Annotated in this window: 13 protein-coding genes and 2 pseudogenes; 12 read left to right on the top strand and 3 right to left on the bottom strand. The window is 57.2% G+C overall.

The annotated features are described in order from the left end of the window. The first annotated feature begins 198 nt into the window (after window positions 1-198). The gene (locus AACH40_RS11585; RefSeq protein WP_338642549.1) at window positions 199-663 is read left to right on the top strand and encodes a MarR family transcriptional regulator; all 465 of its coding nucleotides are present in this window, start codon (window positions 199-201) and stop codon (window positions 661-663) included. A 121-nt stretch (window positions 664-784) separates the two neighbouring features. Here AACH40_RS11585 and AACH40_RS11580 read toward each other — a convergent pair whose 3' ends face one another. After that, window positions 785-2,041 (bottom strand): MFS transporter, encoded by a 1,257-nt coding sequence (locus AACH40_RS11580; RefSeq protein ID WP_338642548.1) that lies wholly within the window; start codon window positions 2,039-2,041, stop codon window positions 785-787. 356 nt (window positions 2,042-2,397) lie between these two features. Between AACH40_RS11580 and AACH40_RS11575 the strand changes: the two genes are divergently transcribed. From AACH40_RS11575 to AACH40_RS11560, 5 genes and pseudogenes are all read left to right on the top strand, one after another. After that, window positions 2,398-4,713, top strand: a complete 2,316-nt coding sequence (locus tag AACH40_RS11575; RefSeq protein WP_338642547.1) for a TonB-dependent receptor — start codon at window positions 2,398-2,400, stop codon at window positions 4,711-4,713. A gap of 303 nt (window positions 4,714-5,016) precedes the next feature. Beyond that, window positions 5,017-6,027 carry a tryptophan--tRNA ligase gene (gene trpS / locus AACH40_RS11570; RefSeq protein WP_338642546.1) on the top strand — a complete coding sequence of 337 codons (1,011 nt, stop codon included), beginning with the start codon at window positions 5,017-5,019 and terminating at the stop codon, window positions 6,025-6,027. 143 nt (window positions 6,028-6,170) lie between these two features. Then, the gene (locus tag AACH40_RS18930) at window positions 6,171-6,371 is read left to right on the top strand and encodes a DUF3237 family protein (RefSeq protein ID WP_422394852.1); all 201 of its coding nucleotides are present in this window, start codon (window positions 6,171-6,173) and stop codon (window positions 6,369-6,371) included. Window positions 6,372-6,458: 87 nt separating this feature from the next. Continuing rightward, window positions 6,459-7,458 (top strand): annotated as a pseudogene (locus tag AACH40_RS11565) (IS110 family transposase). Between the two features lie 822 nt (window positions 7,459-8,280). Then, window positions 8,281-8,391, top strand: a complete 111-nt coding sequence (locus AACH40_RS11560; protein ID WP_338646056.1) for an AlpA family phage regulatory protein — start codon at window positions 8,281-8,283, stop codon at window positions 8,389-8,391. Between the two features lie 33 nt (window positions 8,392-8,424). Here the strand turns inward: AACH40_RS11560 and AACH40_RS11555 are convergent, their stop codons facing one another. Then, the gene (locus AACH40_RS11555; RefSeq protein ID WP_338642545.1) at window positions 8,425-11,235 is read right to left on the bottom strand and encodes a bifunctional diguanylate cyclase/phosphodiesterase; all 2,811 of its coding nucleotides are present in this window, start codon (window positions 11,233-11,235) and stop codon (window positions 8,425-8,427) included. Window positions 11,236-11,400: 165 nt separating this feature from the next. Between AACH40_RS11555 and AACH40_RS11550 the strand changes: the two are divergent. After that, window positions 11,401-12,630 (top strand): annotated as a pseudogene (locus AACH40_RS11550) (IS3 family transposase). A 453-nt stretch (window positions 12,631-13,083) separates the two neighbouring features. Here the strand turns inward: AACH40_RS11550 and AACH40_RS11545 are convergent. After that, window positions 13,084-13,770 (bottom strand): PAS domain-containing protein, encoded by a 687-nt coding sequence (locus AACH40_RS11545; protein ID WP_338642544.1) that lies wholly within the window; start codon window positions 13,768-13,770, stop codon window positions 13,084-13,086. Between the two features lie 138 nt (window positions 13,771-13,908). Between AACH40_RS11545 and AACH40_RS11540 the strand changes: the two genes are divergently transcribed. From AACH40_RS11540 to istB, 5 genes are all read left to right on the top strand, one after another. After that, a complete protein-coding gene (locus AACH40_RS11540; protein ID WP_338642543.1) occupies window positions 13,909-15,966 on the top strand; it encodes a hybrid sensor histidine kinase/response regulator in 2,058 nt (685 codons plus the stop codon). Between the two features lie 3 nt (window positions 15,967-15,969). Continuing rightward, window positions 15,970-16,353 (top strand): hypothetical protein, encoded by a 384-nt coding sequence (locus AACH40_RS11535; RefSeq protein ID WP_169493239.1) that lies wholly within the window; start codon window positions 15,970-15,972, stop codon window positions 16,351-16,353. Between the two features lie 123 nt (window positions 16,354-16,476). After that, on the top strand, window positions 16,477-17,070 hold the full coding sequence (locus AACH40_RS11530) for a hypothetical protein (RefSeq protein WP_338642541.1): 594 nt from the start codon (window positions 16,477-16,479) through the stop codon (window positions 17,068-17,070). 137 nt (window positions 17,071-17,207) lie between these two features. Continuing rightward, entirely contained in the window at window positions 17,208-18,713 is a 1,506-nt protein-coding gene (gene istA, locus AACH40_RS11525) for an IS21 family transposase (protein WP_422394851.1), read from the top strand. Further along, window positions 18,710-19,579: an IS21-like element helper ATPase IstB gene (gene istB / locus AACH40_RS11520; protein WP_338642540.1), complete on the top strand. Its 870-nt coding sequence runs from the start codon at window positions 18,710-18,712 to the stop codon at window positions 19,577-19,579. Before istA ends, istB begins: the two co-directional genes overlap by 4 nt. The last annotated feature ends 54 nt before the right edge of the window (window positions 19,580-19,633 follow it).

Raw genomic sequence — 19,633 nt, 5'->3', positions numbered from 1 at the left:
CGAAGTGCGTTCAGATGTGCCCACTGACGCATCTGATCTGACACCATGCCCAATGGGGCATAAAACAAGATAAAAATACGAGAATCGTCAAATAAATTGCGCATCATAGTTGGCTTTGCAGCGCAACCGGCGTAGGTCCTCGTTCATGAGAGCTACCCTGTATTTTCGGGGCCGCCTGAGCAAAGTGAGGATGCTGTGGTGCAGGGTGCCAGCCCAGTTGATCGGGATGATCAGTCCAAGTTCGATATGGAGGACTGGCCCTTCTACTGGCTGACGCGGTTTGCCGGACGTTATCAGCACGAAATGGAAAGGGGCCTCAAGCCGATCGGTCTTGATGTCGCGCGTTGGCGCGTACTCATGACGCTGCGCGGCAAGGAAGCGTTGAGCGTGAGCGAGATTGCCGATCATGCGATCGTTAAGCTGCCGACGATGACAAAAATCATCCAGCGTATGCAAGCTGATGATCTCGTGGAATGCCGCCAGAGCCATACTGACGGACGGGTTACTGTTGTGCAGCTTACCCCTAAAGGGGCTGAAGCGGGGGACAGTGCTTGGAAGATCGCCAATCGCATTTATCGTCGTGCCTTTGAGGAACTGTCTCCAAAGGACGTTTCGACCCTGAACAAGCTGCTTCGAAACATCACGCGTAGCCTGGCAGGCTAGACTGTATAGTTTGCTTCGATTGAACTCCGAACGTCGACCACCGCGGCCCGCTACTCGCTATTCACTCACGCTCACGCAGGATCGGGACAAGGTGAATAAGCCTTGTCCCGAATTTCCATGCTCAACTGGTCTTGCTGGCGACTCGATCAGCGTAAGGCCTGACAGCGCTCCACAGGATTGGAATTGCGGCAAGTGCTGATAAGGCCACGACCATGGCCAAGGACTTGCCGGTCGCATACTGCCCTTCAAAGAGTCTATCATTGCCGAAGCCAACAAGTGCGCTGCTTAGTCCCATGCCAAGCAATGCATTGACGGCGAGGAAGATCGAAGAGACCCTCGAGCGCATATTCTTGGGCGCGATGACTTGCATCACGGCAGTTGATGGAGGCATTGCATATGTGCTGAAAAAGAAGGCCATAGCCATCAAGGCGGTTGCCACATCAAGCGATGGCTCGGTGATAAGTGCGGCCACAGGCACAGCCGTGCCAAAGGCGCCGATCACACCTGTCACGAATGGGGGGGCAGCGATGTTTCGGCGCTGCAACTGGTCCATTAGCCAACCGCACGACAGCACGCCTGCACCAGAAAATGCCGTAACAATTAGTCCAAGGCGGAAGCCACTCTCGCCCGGAGTGAGGTCATAGCATCGCATGAAGAACGCGGCTGACCATGATAGCAGGGCGTAGAGTGACATTGCGGCGAGGGTGAAGCCGATGAAATGGCGGGCAAAGATAGAGCGTTCGAGAATCAGGAACTTGAACACATCGAGCATTGTGGGTGAAATTTCCTGCGACTGCACGCGGTCGCCGTCCCACGGCTCTTTCACCAGAGCGAGAACGCATGCTGCAAGCAGGATACCGGGTATGCCGACGATGAAGAACGTGAGCTGCCATCCGGAGAACGTGTGTCCAAGAAGAACTGTAGTCTGTGCCTGATCGACAAATGCAACGACTGAACCGCCGACAAGGAAGGCCAAGCCGGCGCCGAGGAAAGATCCTAGTGAGTAGACCGCAATGGCCCGCCCGAGCTGGTGAGGGGGGAAGAGGTCACTGATGAGTGAATAGGTTGCGGGAGAGAGGGCGGCCTCGCCAGCGCCAACACCAATTCTGGCGATGAAAAGATGCAGGAAGCTTTTTGCGAATCCGCACGCAGCCGTCGCAAAGCTCCAGAAGGCGATCCCAGCCGCGATGATCAAAGGCCTCGATTTGCGGTCAGCTAAACTGGCGATCGGGAGGCCCATCGTCGCATAGAACAGCGCGAAGGCCAGGCCATGCAAAAGGCCAAACTGCGTGTCATTGATATTCAGATCAGCTTTAATTGGATCGACCAGTAAGGTCATTATCTGCCTGTCGATGAAAGAGAATATGTAGGCGACCATACATATCAAGACAGTCAGCCAGGCACTCCCACTCGCCCGCGATGTATTTGATCTCACGGAATTTCTCCCCGTCAACTTTCAGTTGGTGCGCATTTTCAGCGCCTTCGAGAAGCCCGGCTCCGGCACGTTTTTTAACGCAAACGCAGGCTTGACTGCCCATGATATAGATGAAATATACCGTAATATGCAATCAAAATGACGATTGGTGCGGTTGCTCGAGCATTCAAGGAAAGCTGCAAATTCCGCAACGGTTTGGTGCTTGACGTGGCGATGCTCGCCGATAAGTTAATTGAAAAGAAAAATATATTTCTGGCGTCTCCGTAGGAGGAACGACGTCTCGAATTGGGGAGAAAATCATGAAAAATCATACTTCGCGAGTGTGGCTGGGCGTCTGTCTGCCTGCGCTCCTCGCGCCTCAAATTGCCTTTGCACAAGCTGAACCGCAGTCGGTTGATTCGACAGGGACTTCTGCTGAGAATGAGGTCGAACTTGGCGTTGGTGACATCGTCGTCACTGCGCGCAAGCGCAAGGAAACCAGTAACAACGTGGGGATGTCGATTTCGGCATTTACTGGAGATACGCTTGCACAAAAAGGGATCACTGGTGTCGATCAGCTGGTGAAAGCCGTGCCAGGATTCAACTACACGCGTAGTGCCTACGGTTCGCCAGTATTCACTCTGCGTGGCATTGGCTTCAACGAGACCAGTCTTGCAGCTTCGCCGACGGTATCTGTGTACGTTGACGAAGTTCCACTTCCTTACTCGGTCATGACGCAAGGTGCTGCTCTCGACATGCAGCGTGTTGAAGTCCTCAAGGGGCCGCAGGGGACGCTTTTTGGTCAAAACTCGACTGGCGGCGCGGTCAACTACATTGCGGCCCGACCCACGGATCAGCTTGAGGCGGGTCTTGATGTCACAGTGGCACAGTACAGCCAAGTGGAAGCCAGTGGATTCGTCAGTGGTCCGATCAGCAGCACCCTTCGCGCGCGCATTGCTGCGCGAAAGGAATATGGGGGTGATTGGCAACAGAGCGCATCGCGGCCCGGCGATACCTTCGGCAAAACAGATCGAGTCCAGGCAAGGTTGCTTCTTGATTGGGATGCTTCCGATCGGTTGAAGCTGTCGTTCAACCTGAATGGCTGGCGCGACAAGTCGGATCCGCAAGCAGGGCAATTCGTCGGTCTTATCTCAGGCCGCGCTCCTGCTGAAATGCGTGCCCAACGTCCCACTGTTGGGAACGCCCGGATTGCGGATTGGGATGCCGGAACGAACTTTTATACGAATGACGATTTTTGGCAGATCGCGGTTCGGGGCGACTATGAGGTAGCCGATGATCTGACCCTCACGTCCATAACCGCGTATGAGAAGATGCGGCGTGATACCTATGTCGACGCCGATGGCACACCGGTGCAGAACTTTGCTGCCGCAAACTTTGGCTCGATCAAAACCTTCTCCCAGGAACTTCGCATTGCTGGCAAAGCTGGCTCCGCGGTCAACTGGATGATCGGTGGAAATTACCAGCACGATGACACCTATGATGTCTTCCAGCCGCATGCGGTAACTTCGAGCTTCCCCTTTGACATTGCGTCGGCGATCGGTGCCAACAAGGTTGATAGCTATGCGGTATTCGGCAACGTCGACTGGGAATTGGCGTCTGGTCTTACTCTGAACGGAGGTCTTCGTTATTCCTGGCAGGATCGCGGTTATACCGGCTGTCTCTATGACTCCGGTGCGGGTGACCTTGCAGCAGTGGTTTCAGCAACGTCTACCCGGTTGAGTGGCACACCGACCACCATTGCTCCGGGTGCGTGCGTCACGTTGAGCACGAAGACCTTCAAGCCCGAGGTGTTTGTGTCAGACCTCAACGAGCGCAATCTCTCCTGGAAGGTCGGGCTGAACTGGCAGGTTACGCCGCGTCACCTGCTGTATGCGACGGTGAGCAAGGGCTACAAGAATGGCGTGTTCATCACGACAGGCGCCACTTTCGCTGCCCAGCTACAGCCTGCGACGCAGGAGTCCGTCGTAGCTTACGAAGCTGGCTTCAAGCTCGGCCTTTTCGGTCGCACCATGCAGCTCAATGGCGCAGCATTTTACTATGACTACAAGGACAAGCAGATCAGAGGTCGCGTTATCGATCCTGTGCTCGGCGGCTTGAACCGACTGATCAACATTCCAAAGTCCCGCATTGCTGGTGCAGAGTTACAGCTTACCTGGGAGCCGGTTGACGGGCTCAACATCAGTGCTGGTGGCACGTATGTTGGCTCCAAGATTCTCGGAAACTTCAGCAACTTCACACCACTTGGGCGGCAGATTGCGATGAGCGGGGATCCCTTCCCGTTGACGCCAGCGTGGCAGCTCTCAGGTGATATACAGTACGACACACCGGTCAGCGAAAGCGTGAACGTGTTCGTCGGGGCTGGTGCAACCTACCAGAGCCGAACGAATTCGGCGTTGGGTCAAGAGCCATTGTTCGACGTGAAGCAGTACACTTTGGTGGACTTGCGTGCTGGCATCCATGCCAACGATGACAGTTGGCGTATCAGCGTCTTTGCGCGCAATCTGGGTAACGCATACTACTGGAACAACGTTGCGTTCAATGGGCCCGATGCAGCCATCCGGTTTGCAGGAAGGCCCCGGATGATCGGTGTATCCGGAAGCTATCGCCTGCGCTGAGAGGGACCGGGGCTCCGCGAGGGGCCCCGGACTTTTCGCTCGTCAAGACATTTAAGGCATTTGGTGCGCGATCGCGGGGCATCAACGCCGCAGGATCTGTCTGCCAATCTGGTTGGCGGGTTATCACAAAGCTGCTAAGGCGTGCTCATGACCAACCGGCTTTCCACTTCTTTTCAACGCTGGTGGCCCGCGACGTAAGCGCGGCCTGTCATATTTCTATGACCCAAGCCGCTGCTATCGGCGGCTAGGTTCTCAGTTTCCCAATCCATCGACAGCAGCGGCAATCTCTTGGAGAATTTGTCGATGTCGCCTGCTTCGCGACCTGTAATACTCACCGGTGATCGTCCCACCGGTCCGCTGCATCTGGGCCATTATGTCGGTTCGCTTCGCACGCGGGTTGAATTGCAGCACACCCATCAGCAATACGTGCTGATTGCTGATACGCAGGCGTTGTCGGACAATGCCGACGATCCTGGCAAAGTACGTCGCAATGTCCTCGAAGTCGCCCTTGACTATCTGGCCGTCGGGATAGATCCGGACCTTTCTACAATTTGCCTGCAATCTGCGCTGCCTGCCTTGGCCGAGCTAAGTTTGCTCTACCTTAACTTTGTGACGGTCGCTCGTCTGGAGCGTAATCCGACCATCAAGGAGGAGATTCAGGCTCGAGGTTTTGGCCGAGATATTCCGGCTGGTTTCCTGTGTTATGCGGCAGCGCAGGCAGCTGACATCACCGCCTTCAGGGCTACCGTGGTGCCTGTAGGGGAGGATCAGGTCCCTCTCATCGAGCAGACCAACGAGCTCGTTCGCCGCATCAACCGGCAGATCGGTCACGCACTGCTACCGGAGGCGCAAGCACTGATCCCGCCGATCGGTCGACTTCCGGGCGTCGATGGCAAGGCGAAGATGAGTAAATCACAGGGAAACGCGGTTCCTCTATCTGCCAGTGACGAGGAAATCGCATCGGCCGTGCAGCGCATGTATACTGACCCCGATCACCTTCGTGCGGCTGATCCCGGGCGTGTCGAGGGCAATGCCGTTTTCACCTACCTTGATGCTTTCGACCCGGACATTGACGCGGTGGCTGATCTGAAGTCGCAGTATCGGCGTGGTGGCCTTGGGGACATGGTTCTCAAACGGCGTCTTACGGGAATTCTGCAGGCTGCAATCGCTCCAATACGGGAGCGGCGAGCAACTCTGGCTCGAGACCCTGATACGGTAATGGATATCCTTAGAGCAGGAGCTCAGCGTGGGCGCGGGGTCACGGAGCAAACCAAAGAGGACGTTGCTACCGGCTTAGGCATCTTCCGGCTTTAACAGACTAAGCTCGGACCACGTTAACGCCTCAGGCTGGGATTGCTTGGCATCCGCGGCCGATTGCCGCCACAACCCGATCGCTGCGCTCGACCATCTGGAGAACATGGCGAGCCCGTAAGGACCTGATCTTGGAGGGAGATAACATGATAGAATTAAAACCGCTTTTCACTCTTACCGCAGATGTCGCTCCGACGATTGAGCTCGGCGAGTGCAGGGGCGGCATTCGGCGTGTCGTGCCCGTGAATGGCGCGCGTTTCGCGGGCGAACGGATATCGGGTTCGATCCTGCCAGGTGGCAATGACATACAGCGCGTGCGAGATGGTGGTGTTGTTGATTGCTGCTGAGAACTGATGGAGTGGATGCCCCCTCCCGACGGCATCGAATGTGCCAAAGTGATGTTCCACAACGTCACGACAGAGGAGAAGGCATCCATGGACGAAGTTAGCATTATCGGCCTGGATTTGGCAAAGCGGGTTTTCCAGGCGCACGGCGCATGTTCGAAGGGGGGCACTGTATTTCGCAAGAAGCTCTCGCGTTCGCAGGTGCTTACATTTCTGGCTCAGCAGCCGCGTTGCATTGTTGCCATCGAAGCATGTGGCAGCGCTCATTTTTGGGGTCGTGCCATCAGGGAACTCGGCCATGAGATTCGGCTCATCCCGCCAGTTTATGTGAAGCCGTTCGTCAAACGCCATCGCCGAAGCGGCTGCCCGGCCCAACATGCGTTTTGTTGCGCTCAAATCATCCGGCCAGCAGGCTGGCGCGATGTTCTTTAGGACGCGGGATCTGTTGGTTCGCCAGCGAACGCAGCTGGTCAATGCGCTTCGCGGACACCTTGCCGAACATGGCGTAGTTGCGCCGCAGGGCGTGACTAACGTACGCATCCTCGAAGCGGCTATAGAAGACGTTGAGACATCGCTGGATCTGCTCGTTGTCGAGATGGCGAAGCTCTATCTTCAGCATATAGCGTCGTTGGCCGAGCAGATCGCGAAGCTGGAAAAAGTTCTCCAGCACGAAGCTGCAAATGCGCCCACCATAGCCCGGCTGTTGACAGTTCCAGGGGTTGGGCACGTCACAGCGATGGCGATCAAGAGCTTTGCACCCCCAATGGAAACGTTTCGCCGCGGGAGGGACTTTGCTGCGTGGCTTGGGCTTGTCCCACTCCAGCACTCGACCGGCGGCAAGCAGGTATTGGGCAAGACGTCGAAAATGGGGCAGCGCGACATTCGCCGGTTGCTGATCACCGGCGCGATGACAGTTGTTCGTTGGGCTGCGCGCAAATCGCCATCAGAGGGATCTTGGCTGTTCCGAATGCTCGAGCGCAAACCGCGAATGCTGGTTGCTATCGCGTTGGCCAACAAGATGGCGCGGGCTGTTTGGGCCATGCTGACCAAGGGTGAGAATTACAGAAATCCGGCAGCTGCTGCGGCCTGATCACACGATCTGGCGAGCAGTTCCGGGTACGTCGGGCGTGTGAGAAGTGCGAGGAGCAGTAAGGGCAAAGTGATCGGTCAGATCCGGGTTTGGAAAAGCATTCCGAGTCATGGGGCTTCGAGCCCGCAGAATTGATTTGCACCAACCCCGCGCATCTCCATACCGGCCAGCGGTCATAAATCCGCGCAACAGGCCTGCTACATGACCGCATCCGATCACACCCCGACCCGCTTCAAATACCCTCGCACGAATTGGGGGCATCCATACATGGGGCTCCACCGCGCCTGACCGTAGGTACTTACGGATCGTATTACGCGACAGTCCCGTACGCCGTTCTATCTCCCGGATCGGAATCCCGTCCCGGAAGTGCCAGCGGCGGATCACGCTCAATAACGCCATGTCGATCACTCCATGATCCCCCGACTGCCAGCCAAGGGGATCGATCAGAACATGGGTCAAATCTCAGTGGAAATTTACGACCCTCCCGGGTCAGTTCTCAGCAGCAATCAACACGCGGCCCACTGAAAGTTTCACTGGTGGGTTTCTGGCTCGATCTGGCTTCTGAATTGGTCTTCCTGGGTGATGCCGGAAGCACCGAACCCAACGATGCATCGTGCCGGTTCGGAACCGAGTTTGCCCTGCCCGCGAGGCCGGACGACTCCGCATTGGGGTTGATGTACTCAATCTGTTCAATGCCCGCGATCCCGACATATCTTACTTCTATGCGTCACGGTTGCGCGGCGAACCGGGGGGCGGGATCGATGACCGGCATATCCATCCGGTCGAACCCCGTCAGGTCCGAGTAACAGCGCGCTTCCTGCTCTGATTCTGTCGATTGTCCCCAGGTCACGATCGCTAGGGCCCAAATGTGCAGTTTGGGTCGAGGCGGAAATTGATAAGTGGATCCGCGCCGTATCGCGAATTCCAAATTGATTTAGAAGTGCGGACTTTAGCCGACTGGCGCATTCAGCGCTTAGCAGCGGACTTGGCCCTTCGAGAAGACGCTGTGTCCGAACCTTGCTGAAGGGATGGCGCTGAAGCGGGCCTGCCAAACAAATAACCTTGCGCCTCGTTGCAGCCTTCCTCGACCAGCAACGCCAGCTGCATCTTCGTTTCTACACCCTCTGCCAGGACCGGGATCGACAACGTTCGCCCAAGAGCCAGAACGGCTTTCACGATCGCGCGCGACTGATCATTGGTTTCTGATTGAAGGAGGAAGGACTTGTCGATCTTGATCTTGTCGAACGGAAATGAGTGCAACGTATCAAGTGAGGAATAGCCAGTTCCGAAATCGTCCATGGCAACGCTGACACCAAGGGCCTTGATCCGGCGCAGCGAATGAAGCGCCCTGACCTTCTCGGTGATGATAGCCGTTTCAGTGATCTCAAGTTCCAGGCGGCGGGGTGGCAGGCCGGTATCAAGCAAGATCTGCGTTACAACTTCCGGCAAATCTGGCTTCAGCAACTGGACAGGTGAGAGGTTGACGGCAACCTTAAGGTCCGACGGCCAGTGCATGGCTTCAAGACAAGCAGTCCTGAGAACCCATTCACCGATCCGCACGATCTCACCGCTCTCTTCAGCGATGGGAATGAAATCGTCCGGTCCAATGTTGCCGTGAAGGGGGTGAGTCCAGCGCAACAGCGCCTCATAGCCTGTAAGGGTTTGATCGAGGACCGAACGCTGCTCCTGATAAAGCAAGTGCATTTCATTGCGTTCGACAGCAAAACGGAGGTCGCTGGCAATCTGGCGCCGCCACCTCGCCTTCTCGTCCATGCCTGCCTCATAGAAGCAGACCGACTGTCCGAGGGTCACCTTCGCGCGATACATGGCAAGGTCTGCATTGTTTAGCAGTGTGTCGAGATCCTCGGCATCGCCTGGATACAAAACCACCCCGATGCTCGCTCCGTTCAGGGCAGCGACTGAGTTCGTAACGCAACCGTCAATTGCTGTTTCCAGACGAGAAAGGAAATCAGTCAGCTCTGTTTCACGCGCAAATCTTTTAGCTAAGGCAAATTCATCGCCGCCCAGCCGGGCTGCGATCTCGTTCTCGTCCAGACAGTTCGAGATAGCATCAGCGAAGGACCTCAGGACCTGATCACCTATGGCGTGCCCGTGGGTGTCATTGATTTCCTTGAACCGATCCAGATCGATCGCGACAAGAGCAACTTGCTCGCCCCGGCAAGGAGCAGCGACCAGCTCGTGTGAAAGCCAGCGATTAAAGCTGCTGCGATTTGGCATGCCTGTAAGCATGTCATGGTGGGCCAGATGAGCGATGCGCTTTTCAGATCGGCGCCTCTCGCTGATGTCCTCAAAGGTCGTAACCCACCCGCCATCCGGCATGCCCCGGCTGGTGATCGACATGGAAAAAGCCTCACCATATTCGACGACGACAGGTTCACTGCCATTGGCGTCGAGTGATTGCTTCAGCAGCACATGAACGTTTGCGATGCGTTCTTCGGAAACTTTCTCGCCAGCCCTTGATGAAAGGGCAGCATAAGCTACCTCATCGAGAGACGCGCCGGGCAGACAGCTGCTCTCAGGCAAGTTCCAAAGTTCAAGGAAGCGCTGGTTGCGAAGGACAAGCCGAGCGTTGCTGTCGAACAGACAAAGCCCTTGATGCATATTGGACAGTGCCGTGGCGAGCTGGTGCCTGGCCTCTTCCAGCCGATCTTGGTCTTCCTTGAATTGGGTCATGTCGCGAGTGATCTTGGCAAACCCTAAGGACCTGCCTTCAGCGTCAAGAACATGTTCGATGGTCACATGCGCCCAGAAGCGTGAACCATCGCGCCGGACACGCCAGCCTTCACCGATAAACTTGCCATGCTGTCGTGCGCACTCAATCGCCTGTGCGTGAAGACCTAGCGCACGATCCTCGCTCGTATAGAAGATAGCGAGCGGCTGTCCGACCACTTCTTCTTCACTATAGCCCTTGAGCCGCTGTGCGCCTGCGTTCCAATTGGCGATGCAACCGTCTTGCTTGAGCATGTAAATGGCGCAGTCGGAGATTCCTCTTACGAGAATGGAAAACTGCTGCTGGCTATGAAGGATCGCTGCATTGGTCCGCTTAGCGATTAAGCCCCCGAAGAGACAAAGACCCAGCAGGAATAGCGAAACTGCGCCTATCAGCGCTGACATCGTGCTCGGTGAGAGCAAGACCGCCCCATCTTCCATTCTCGCAGGAACCAGTCGGATTGCTGTCATGCCGGTGAAGTGCAGACCGACAATCCCCAAGACCATAAGTCCTGCGGCCATTACCGCGTTCGCAAGCCCTCGCTTCGTCAAAGCAAGACGCAGCACTTGAACCATCGGCAAGATCGCCAACGCGACCGAGACCAAAAGATAGGCAGGATTCCATTCAATCTTGGCCGGAAGAGAAAGAGCCGCCATGCCGGTGTAATGCATGGCGGCGAACCCGCCTCCGGCAACGCAGCCCCCGAATGCCATCGATCCGGCCTTGCCGCCGAAGACGGCCAACCGAAAACCGATCAAAGTGGTTGCAAGCACTATTGCAAGGGAGACGGCGGTCAGACCGGGCTTGTATCCTGCAACCACACCCGGATCGTAGCCGAGCATCGCGATGAAATGCGTCGACCAGATTCCGAAGCCCGTTGCGAGGCCACCGGTGATCAGCCAGCGATGCTTCGTCTCTTCGGAAGCTGCGTTCCCTTGCCGAAGCATCATTACGGCAGTGGAGCATGAGATGATGCAGATCAGTGCCGCAAGAAAGACAAACCGAAGATCGTGCTGATCTCGAATGCAAAAGAAAACCTGAAACAACTTTCGACCTCGCGAAGACCCAGTCTAGCCTTCGCAGGGCAGCCCTAAGATGCTCGGTAAGAGCCAGTAAGGGCACATACGGGTTTGCCCTCATTCGCTGTGGTCTGAGCCCCTAAATTTCCTCCAGTGATAAGTAGAGTCCGGCCCTGACGAGGAGACGGACGAATGAAGCGGAGCAGGTTCAGCGAGGAGCAGATCATCGCTGTTTTGAAGGAGCAGGAAGCGGGGATGGCGACGGTGGATGTATGCCGTCGTCACGGGATCAGCTCGGCGACCTTCTACAAGTGGAAGTCGAAGTATGGCGGGCTGGAAGTGTCGGATGCCCGGCGGTTGCGCCAGCTGGAGCAGGAGAACGAGCGGCTGAAGAAGCTGCTGGCGGACTCGATGCTCGACAACGCCATGCTCAAGGAGATCAGCGCAAAAAAATTCTAGCGCCCCGTGCCATGCGGCAGGCGGTGGCTCATCTCCAGGAGGTCTTCGAGGTGAGCCAGCGTCGTGCCTGCGCGGTGCTGGGCGCGGACCGGACCATGGTGCGTTACGTCAGTCGTCGGCCTGACGATGCGAAGGCGCGCGAGCGCATCAGGGAGCTGGCCAGCCAGCGTCGCCGGTTCGGCTACCGGCGGCTGCACTGGCTGCTATGCCGGGAAGGCTGCGCAATGAACCACAAGAAGTTCCGACGGCTCTATCGAGAGGAGCGGCTGCAGGTGCGCCGTCGTGGTGGTCGCAAGCGGGCGTTGGGCACGAGGGCACCGATGACGGTCCCACAGGGACCCAACCAGCGCTGGAGCCTCGACTTCCTATCCGATGCCTTCGCCTGTGGCAGGCGGTTCCGGATCTTCGCCGTGGTCGATGATTACAGCCGGGAGTGCGTGCGCCTGATCGCCGACACGTCGATCTCGGGCGCGCGGGTCGGGCGTGAGCTTGATGCTGCAGTCTTCGAGCGGATGGCGCGGCCCCATACTATCGTCAGCGACAACGGCACCGAACTGACCAGCATGGCGATCCTGCGGTGGTCGAAGGAGCGCAATGTCGAGTGGCACTACATCGCGCCAGGCAAGCCCTACCAGAACGGGTTCATCGAGAGCTTCAACGCGCGGCTCAGGGACGAGTTCTTGAACGAGACGATCTTCACCAGCCTCGCCCATGCCCGTCAGGAGCTGGAAGCCTGGCGGCACGACTACAACCACTTCCGCCCCCACTCGAGCCTCGGGAACCGAACCCCAGCCGAATGGGGACGGGGTCAATCGGCAAACCGTATTGGGGGCATGCCCCCAATACGGTTGTTGCCATCACGCCCAGCGATGGGCATCACAACGGCCCAAGGCTCTACTCGTAGCTGGTAGAAACTTCGGGCTCAGACCAGCTGCCCGCTGCGCGGGTGCAGCTCTCCAGTGATCAATCACATCGACTGTTGGTAAAGGCTGACTGGCTGCAGCCCCACTGTCTTGCTGGCACTCTGCTCTCGGAAGACAGAATCGCGAAGTTTTAAGGGACGGCGTGTTGCGCGCGATCAGGGTGAGAACGGTAAGCGTCCGGCCTTGGTCGTGTTGCCAGGTTGATGCCCCATCGCGATGAGCCGCCTTACGCAGTGTCCATTCGCACTGCGTAAGGAGAGTGCGTTGGACAGGCTCGAGATCATCACTGGGGTGGAACGCCGCCGCCGGTATTCGGATGAGGAGCGCGCAGCGGTCCTGGCGATGTGCGATGTGCCCACGCGGAAGGAACGCGTAACCGCCCGCAGCCAATCGGACGATCAAAAATTGAATTTGCAATACCTACGGCGCGTTGTATGGGACAAAAACTGTTCAGCGCTTGCGACGGGGGTCTCGGCGCTGAACAGACACCGACTTAAGATTTTTCCTCAATTGTGGAGCCTTGCGTGGCCGAATCCGCTTGGATTCGTTCAATCGCCACGACGGTAAGGCTGTTGTTTATAAGCATGGTGACGCCATGGTTGGCAAACAGCTTCAGGACCCTCTCTAAGCTTGCCTTGCTCGCGCGAATGTCCGTGAAAGCGCCTTCGAGGCGCCTGAGCGTCATGGGGGACAGGCCTGAAAGCTTCGACATGGTGTTGATCGACCAGCCCAAGGCGGCGCGAGCAGCCTTGAGATGTGCGGGTGCCACATCATCAAGATCAGCGTGCTGAAATCCTGATGCATCGGTCGCTCTGCCAGGCAATCTGAACGAAGCACCAAACCACTGGAAAACTGATCCGTCTCGTTTCCGGATTGGGGTGCCGACAGAGAGAAGATTTCGATACTTGCCATCGAGGTAGCGGACGCGGAAGGCGCAACTATAAATGGAGCCGTTCGCTACAGCCTTTCGCCAATCCTCGAGGGCGCGAGTTTGATCCTCTGGGTGGAGAGCCTTCGCCCACCCTTCACCTTCCACTTCGGCCTGTGACTGTCCGGTGAACTTGCGCCACTCGGGATTGTCCAAAACGTAGCCATCGCTCGAGGCAGTCCAACTCGCTTCGCATGCATCAGAAAAGAAGCTCATCAGCCAGTTGGGGTCGATTCCGCCGGTTCTTAGCATCGTGCCGATCTATAACATATGATGTAGGTGCTTGTAAGAGTGGAGCTTGACCCCGGTTCGGCTGCTTCACTGGATTGACTTGATTAAGTGGTATCCAGTAATGAACAAAATCTGATCAGCCGAGTGGGGGCGTTGACCATGTGGGCCGAACTCGGTCTCCAGACTATGCAGGAGGCTCTTGAGGCGTTTATTGCCCATTCGCCGGATTGCATAAAAATCATCGACCATGACGGCTACCTGGTAAAAATGAGCCCCAAGGGCCAAGTTGCAATGGAGGTGAATCACCTTGGCGCAATCATTGGTGCCAAATGGCATGAGCTCTGGCCGATGTCGACACGCCCTTTGGTTCTCAAGGCCTTAGACGAAGCGCGGCTCGGTCGTCATGGGGCATTTCGGGGCTTTTGTCCGACCGCAGCGGGTAATCCCCGATGGTGGCAAGTCGATGTGTCGCCTCTTGGCGTTGTAGAGGGGCGCGCCAGCCATTTTTTGGCCGTGTCACGCGATATTTCTCATCTTTACGTTGATGGTAGTCAGGTTGAGACGCTTAGGGCTATGGTTGCGGATCTGTCGGCCGAGCGTGAGCGACTTCTCGAGGCCAAAGCGGACGAAGAACATTCCGAGAGGCTGCGACTGCTTGGGCGGTTCGTCGGGAGCATCATTCACGATCTCAACAATGTTCTCGCCGCCATGCAAAGTGCATCTTCGCTGCTTCGGCGGCGGATTGATGATGGCGTTAGTGCTGACATCCTCGACCACGTTGATCAGGCTGTAACGTACGGCAGTCAGCTGACTCGCCAATTGCTGGATCTTTCGCGCCGTGACGAAGGAAGCGTTGAAAGTCTGGATCTAGCCGATGTCCTGGAACGCGATGCCGATCTGTTGCGTCACCTCGTCGGCAGAGCGATCACAATCGATTTTTGCCGAGGAGAAGAGGTCCCGCCAGTTCTCGTCTCCTCGTCTCGGATTAGGTCGGTAATCTTCAACCTCATCGCCAATAGCCGCGACGCTATTGGCGGCGAGGGCGCCATACGGATAGAGTTGAACAGGCGCACGGTCGCTGACCCTTCCGAGCGGCTTCAGCCTGGTGAGTATGTTGAGCTTTCATTCGTGGACAACGGATGCGGTATGCCGCCTGAAGTGGTTGCGAGATTGGGTGAGCCATTTTTCACAACCAAAGGCAGAGGCAAAGGCACAGGGCTCGGGCTGGCCTCAGCGTTCGAGCTCGCAGAACTGTGTGACGGCACAGTCGAGATTGAAAGCCAGCTGGGGGTAGGAACTACCATAAGGCTCATTTTAGCGGCTTCGGCTGCGTACACTCAGTATGCTTTATCCGATAACAGGTTGTCGAGCATACAAGGCGGAGACGCCACTATCTTGCTCGTCGAAGATTCCGACATGCTGCGCCAGCACATTGGCGAGAAGCTCAAGAGCGGTGGCTATACGGTTCTCGAAGCGGTCAGTGCGAAGTCGGCCATTGCACTCGCAGTGGGAGCCGCATCTATCGACCTGCTGATCAGTGACCTGCAACTTGATCAGGGCAGCGGTGCTGAGGTCGCTCGTGAGCTGCGGAACCGTTACCCGCTGCTGCCAATGATCTTTGTTAGCGGCAGTGTGGGCGAGGCATTGCCCGAAGGTGAAATTTTTCTTCCCAAGCCTGTTGACACGAATCTTTTAAATCTGACCGTTGCCGAGCAGTTGGGGCGGCTGCCTGGCAAAAGGCTAACCAGCGCTCAACGAGCTCGCTCCGATCGGGTGGAAAGAAGGATCAAGGCGAAAGACCTCATCCTTTGCTTTGGGGAATGGCGGTCGCTTTGCAACGACCTTGGCAGGTTGCCGAGCCAAGGGGAGTTCACCTCGCTCAAACCCTATATCGAGAGGAGCGGATATGTCGTGGAAGTGGGTGGGACAACGGCTGTCCCAGTTTTCAAATTTTCTGCTGCCTCCGAGGCGGTAGAAACTAAGCTCGGGCGTCCGTTGCTCGGCACATACATTACAGCCCGAGACGAGGAGAGCCTTGGCTCAATGACCGATGCTCTCCAACGGTGCCTGAAAGGTATCGCATACCACGACTACCTAGCCCTGAACGCGCGTGGAGTATCCACGACATTCGAGCGGATAATGTTTCCTTTGTCGGACGACGGATGGTTTGTGACCCACATAGTGGGCGTCACCAAGTTCTCGGAAGGTAAAGGCTGAGCCATGTTCGATAGACCCGATGTAGCCGCGATCATGGAGGCACTTTCGTGCGACGAGATTGACCAACTGCCTTTCGGCGCAATCAAGCTCGACAAAGACGATCGCGTTGTTTTTTATTCAAAGCGCGAGGCTATTGCGTCCGGGATGGGAGAGCGCGGCCAGGTTGGACGAGACTTTTTCAAGGACATCGCCCCATGCTTTGCAACTGACGAATTTTTGGGTCTTGTCGCTGAGGCCAGATCCGCTCCAGATTTCAGTATGGAACTCTATAAAATCGGTGATTTTGCTGATTCTGAAGCTGAATTGCATATTCGTTTGTTTTCAACACATGATCAGGCGCTCTGGATGTTGATCGAACGAGAAAGCGACATGGTCGCCGCCAATTGAAGAAAGACCAATAAAATCTGCAGATGACGACATTTTGAAGGATTTTCGGACGGACCGTGCAGATTGGAATGACAAAACGGTAACGTCCGAATTTGCGACTGACGAGAGCCAAACGTCATCTGTTTGGGGATTGCCCGTGCAACTCGCGCTAAGGTGATTGTCGACGCTGCTGACTATTTCGAAATTGTCCAGCAGGCGATGATGAACGCTAAGCAGCGAATCATGTTGATCGGTTGGGATTTTGACACCCGGATATCGCTCGTTCGCAAGCGGAAGGAACGTGGAGGGCCTCCCAATCGATTGGGGGATTTTATTATCTGGCTTGCCGATCGAACTCCAGGGCTTGAGATCAAGTTGTTGAAGTGGAACTTTGGGGCCTTGAAGATGCTGGGTCGAGGCTCGACGCTGATCGATATAGCGAAATGGTCGATGCATTCGCAGATCGAGATGAAACTCGATAGCGCCCACCCCTTTGGTTGCAGCCATCATCAAAAGATTGTCGTGATCGATGACAAGTTCGCCGTTTGTGGCGGCATCGATATGACGTCAGATCGCTGGGATACCTCTGATCACCTGGATGACGATCTTCGTCGGAAGCGACCCAATGCAAAACCCTACGGGCCGTGGCACGATGTTACGATGCTGGTTGAAAATGAGGCAGCAGCCGCATTGGTGTCGCGCGACGATCAGGGTGAGAAGGCGCGACAATCAAGATGAGAATCCGGTGTGTCGGGATCGGCGGAGGGCGTAGCCCGTAGTCGATCCCGACACACCGGAGACACTCTCTGCCGGGTGCCTGTGATGGTCGTGGTGGCCGCTATGTGTCGGGTTTTCCTGAGAGGAGGACCTGACGTGTGGCCGGCCGACACATCAACGATCATCAGGTGAGACTTTTCATGACCAACAGGTGTAATGACCCCGTCGCTCTGGCGGCGGCGAAGGCCGGGTTCAGCCCAGCGACGGGCTATCGCATTCTGCAGGATGGCCGGTTGCCATCACAGCGGCAAACCCCACGCGGTCGGCGCCGACCCGATCCCTTGGCCGGTATCTTCGATGAAGTGGTCGTGCCGATGCTCGAGGCTGCTCCCGGCCTTCGACCTATCGCCATCTTTGAAGAATTGCGGCGGCGATACCCCGAGACGATATTCGGCTCCCGGCGGACGCTGGAGAGGCGCATTCGCGATTGGCGCGCCATGAACGGGCAGGATCGTGAAGTCATTTTCCGGCAAGTGCACGAAGCGGGACGGCTCGGCCTGTCCGATTTTACATGCATGGATGATCTGGCAGTTTTGATTGCCGGACGACCACTGGATCATCTGCTCTATCACTTCCGGCTGCCTTGCGGCGGCTTCGAGCACGGGCATATCATCCTGGGCGGCGAGAGTTTCGTTGCCTTGGCCGAAGGGTTGCAGAACGCGCTCTGGTCAGCAGGTGGCGCGCCGAAGCTTCATCGCACCGACAGCCTCTCGGCCGCCTTCCGCAATCTCGACGCCGATACCAGGATCGACCTGACCAATCGCTATGATGCGCTCTGTGCCCATTATGGAATGGAGCCCACGAGGAACAACCGGGGCGTTGCTCACGAGAACGGCGCGATCGAGAGTGCTCATGGCCACATCAAGGCTGGTGTGAAGGATGCGCTACTGTTGCGTGGTAGCAGCGACTTCGCCGACCTTGCCGACTATCGCCGCTTTATCGACGAGGTGGTAATTGCGCGCAATCGGCGGCACGGGCCCGGCATCGATGCCGAACGCAAGTTCCTGCAGCCGCTGCCGGACGTTCGCACCACCGACTACGAAGAGGTTCTTGTCACAGTCACATCCTCGGGCGGCTTCACGCTGCGCAAGGTGTTCTACACGGTCCCATCCCGCCTGATCGGGCATCGCTTGCGTGTCCGTCTGTACGATGACCGCCTCGACGTCTTCATCGGGGGCACAAGGCTCATGACCCTGCCGCGTGGCCGCGCGGGCATGAACGGGAAGCACGGCCACGTTGTCGATTACCGCCACGTGATCCATTCCCTGCGCCGCAAACCCATGGCGCTGCTGGGGCTGGTCTATCGCGATAGCCTGTTCCCGCGTGATGCCTATCGCCTGATGTTCGACCACTTGCTGGACGTTCATGGCGAGCGGGAAGCATGCCGCACCACCGTCGAACTTCTGGCCATGGCCCACGAACGCGCATGCGAGGCCGAACTCGCCGGGCTCCTGACCGAGGATCTGGCCGCGCGCCGAACACCGTGTCTGACAGCACTGCGGGCCCGGTTCAGTCCCGACCCTGCTGATCTGCCCGAAGTCGTGGTCAAACTGGTGCCGCTCTCGATCTACGATGGACTGATCGAACAGGGAGAAGCCGCATGAGCGCCGCTCCCATGATCGATGCGCAGCGCCTTAGCCTCATGCTCAACGAACTGCGGTTGCCCACCATCAAGCACATCTGGGGAGACTTCGCCGTCCAGGCGGACAAGGAGGGATGGCCCGCCAGCAGGTTCCTTGCCGCACTCGCCGAGCACGAACTAGCCGAACGAGATCGCCGCCGGATCGAGCGTCACCTGGCAGAGGCCCACCTGCCTGCGGGCAAAACCCTGGACTGCTTCGCCTTCGATGCCGTGCCGATGATCTCCAAAGCGCAGGTCATGGCCATGTGCGCCGGAGATGGCTGGCTCGAGCAAGGCGCCAACCTCATCCTGTTCGGTCCGCCGGGGGGTGGCAAAACCCATCTTGCTGCAGCTATCGGCCTTGCCTTGGTGGAACGAGGCTGGAGGGTTCTGTTCACCCGAACTTCCGACCTCGTGCAACGCCTGCAGGTCGCGCGGCGCGAACTCGCACTTGAATCCGCGATGGCCAGACTCGATAAGTATCACCTGCTCGTTCTCGATGACTTCGCCTACGTCTCGCGCGATCAAGCCGAGACATCGGTCCTCTTCGAGCTGATCAGCGCACGCTACGAGCGGCGGTCGTTGCTGATCACCGCCAACCAGCCCTTTGGCGAATGGAACCGGGTCTTCCCAGATCCCGCCATGACGCTCGCCGCCGTCGACAGGCTCGTGCACCACGCCACCATCTTCGAGATGAACGTCGAAAGTTACCGCAGACGTACCGCACAGGCCAGGCGCACCGGCGCCGGACGCCCCGCCGCCTACACCACGCCAAAGGTTCTCGAAACCATCCGCGACAATCAGGATGAGAACGACGACCTTGCCAGCGACAATCAAAACAGGCACTGATCGACGCGCCGCGACAATCACATTCTCATCCTGATTGACGCGCAATCCTCATTC

Source organism: Novosphingobium olei, from assembly GCF_037076535.1.
GTDB classification, from domain to species: domain Bacteria; phylum Pseudomonadota; class Alphaproteobacteria; order Sphingomonadales; family Sphingomonadaceae; genus Novosphingobium; species Novosphingobium olei.
This window is presented reverse-complemented; position numbering and strand designations above follow the sequence as displayed.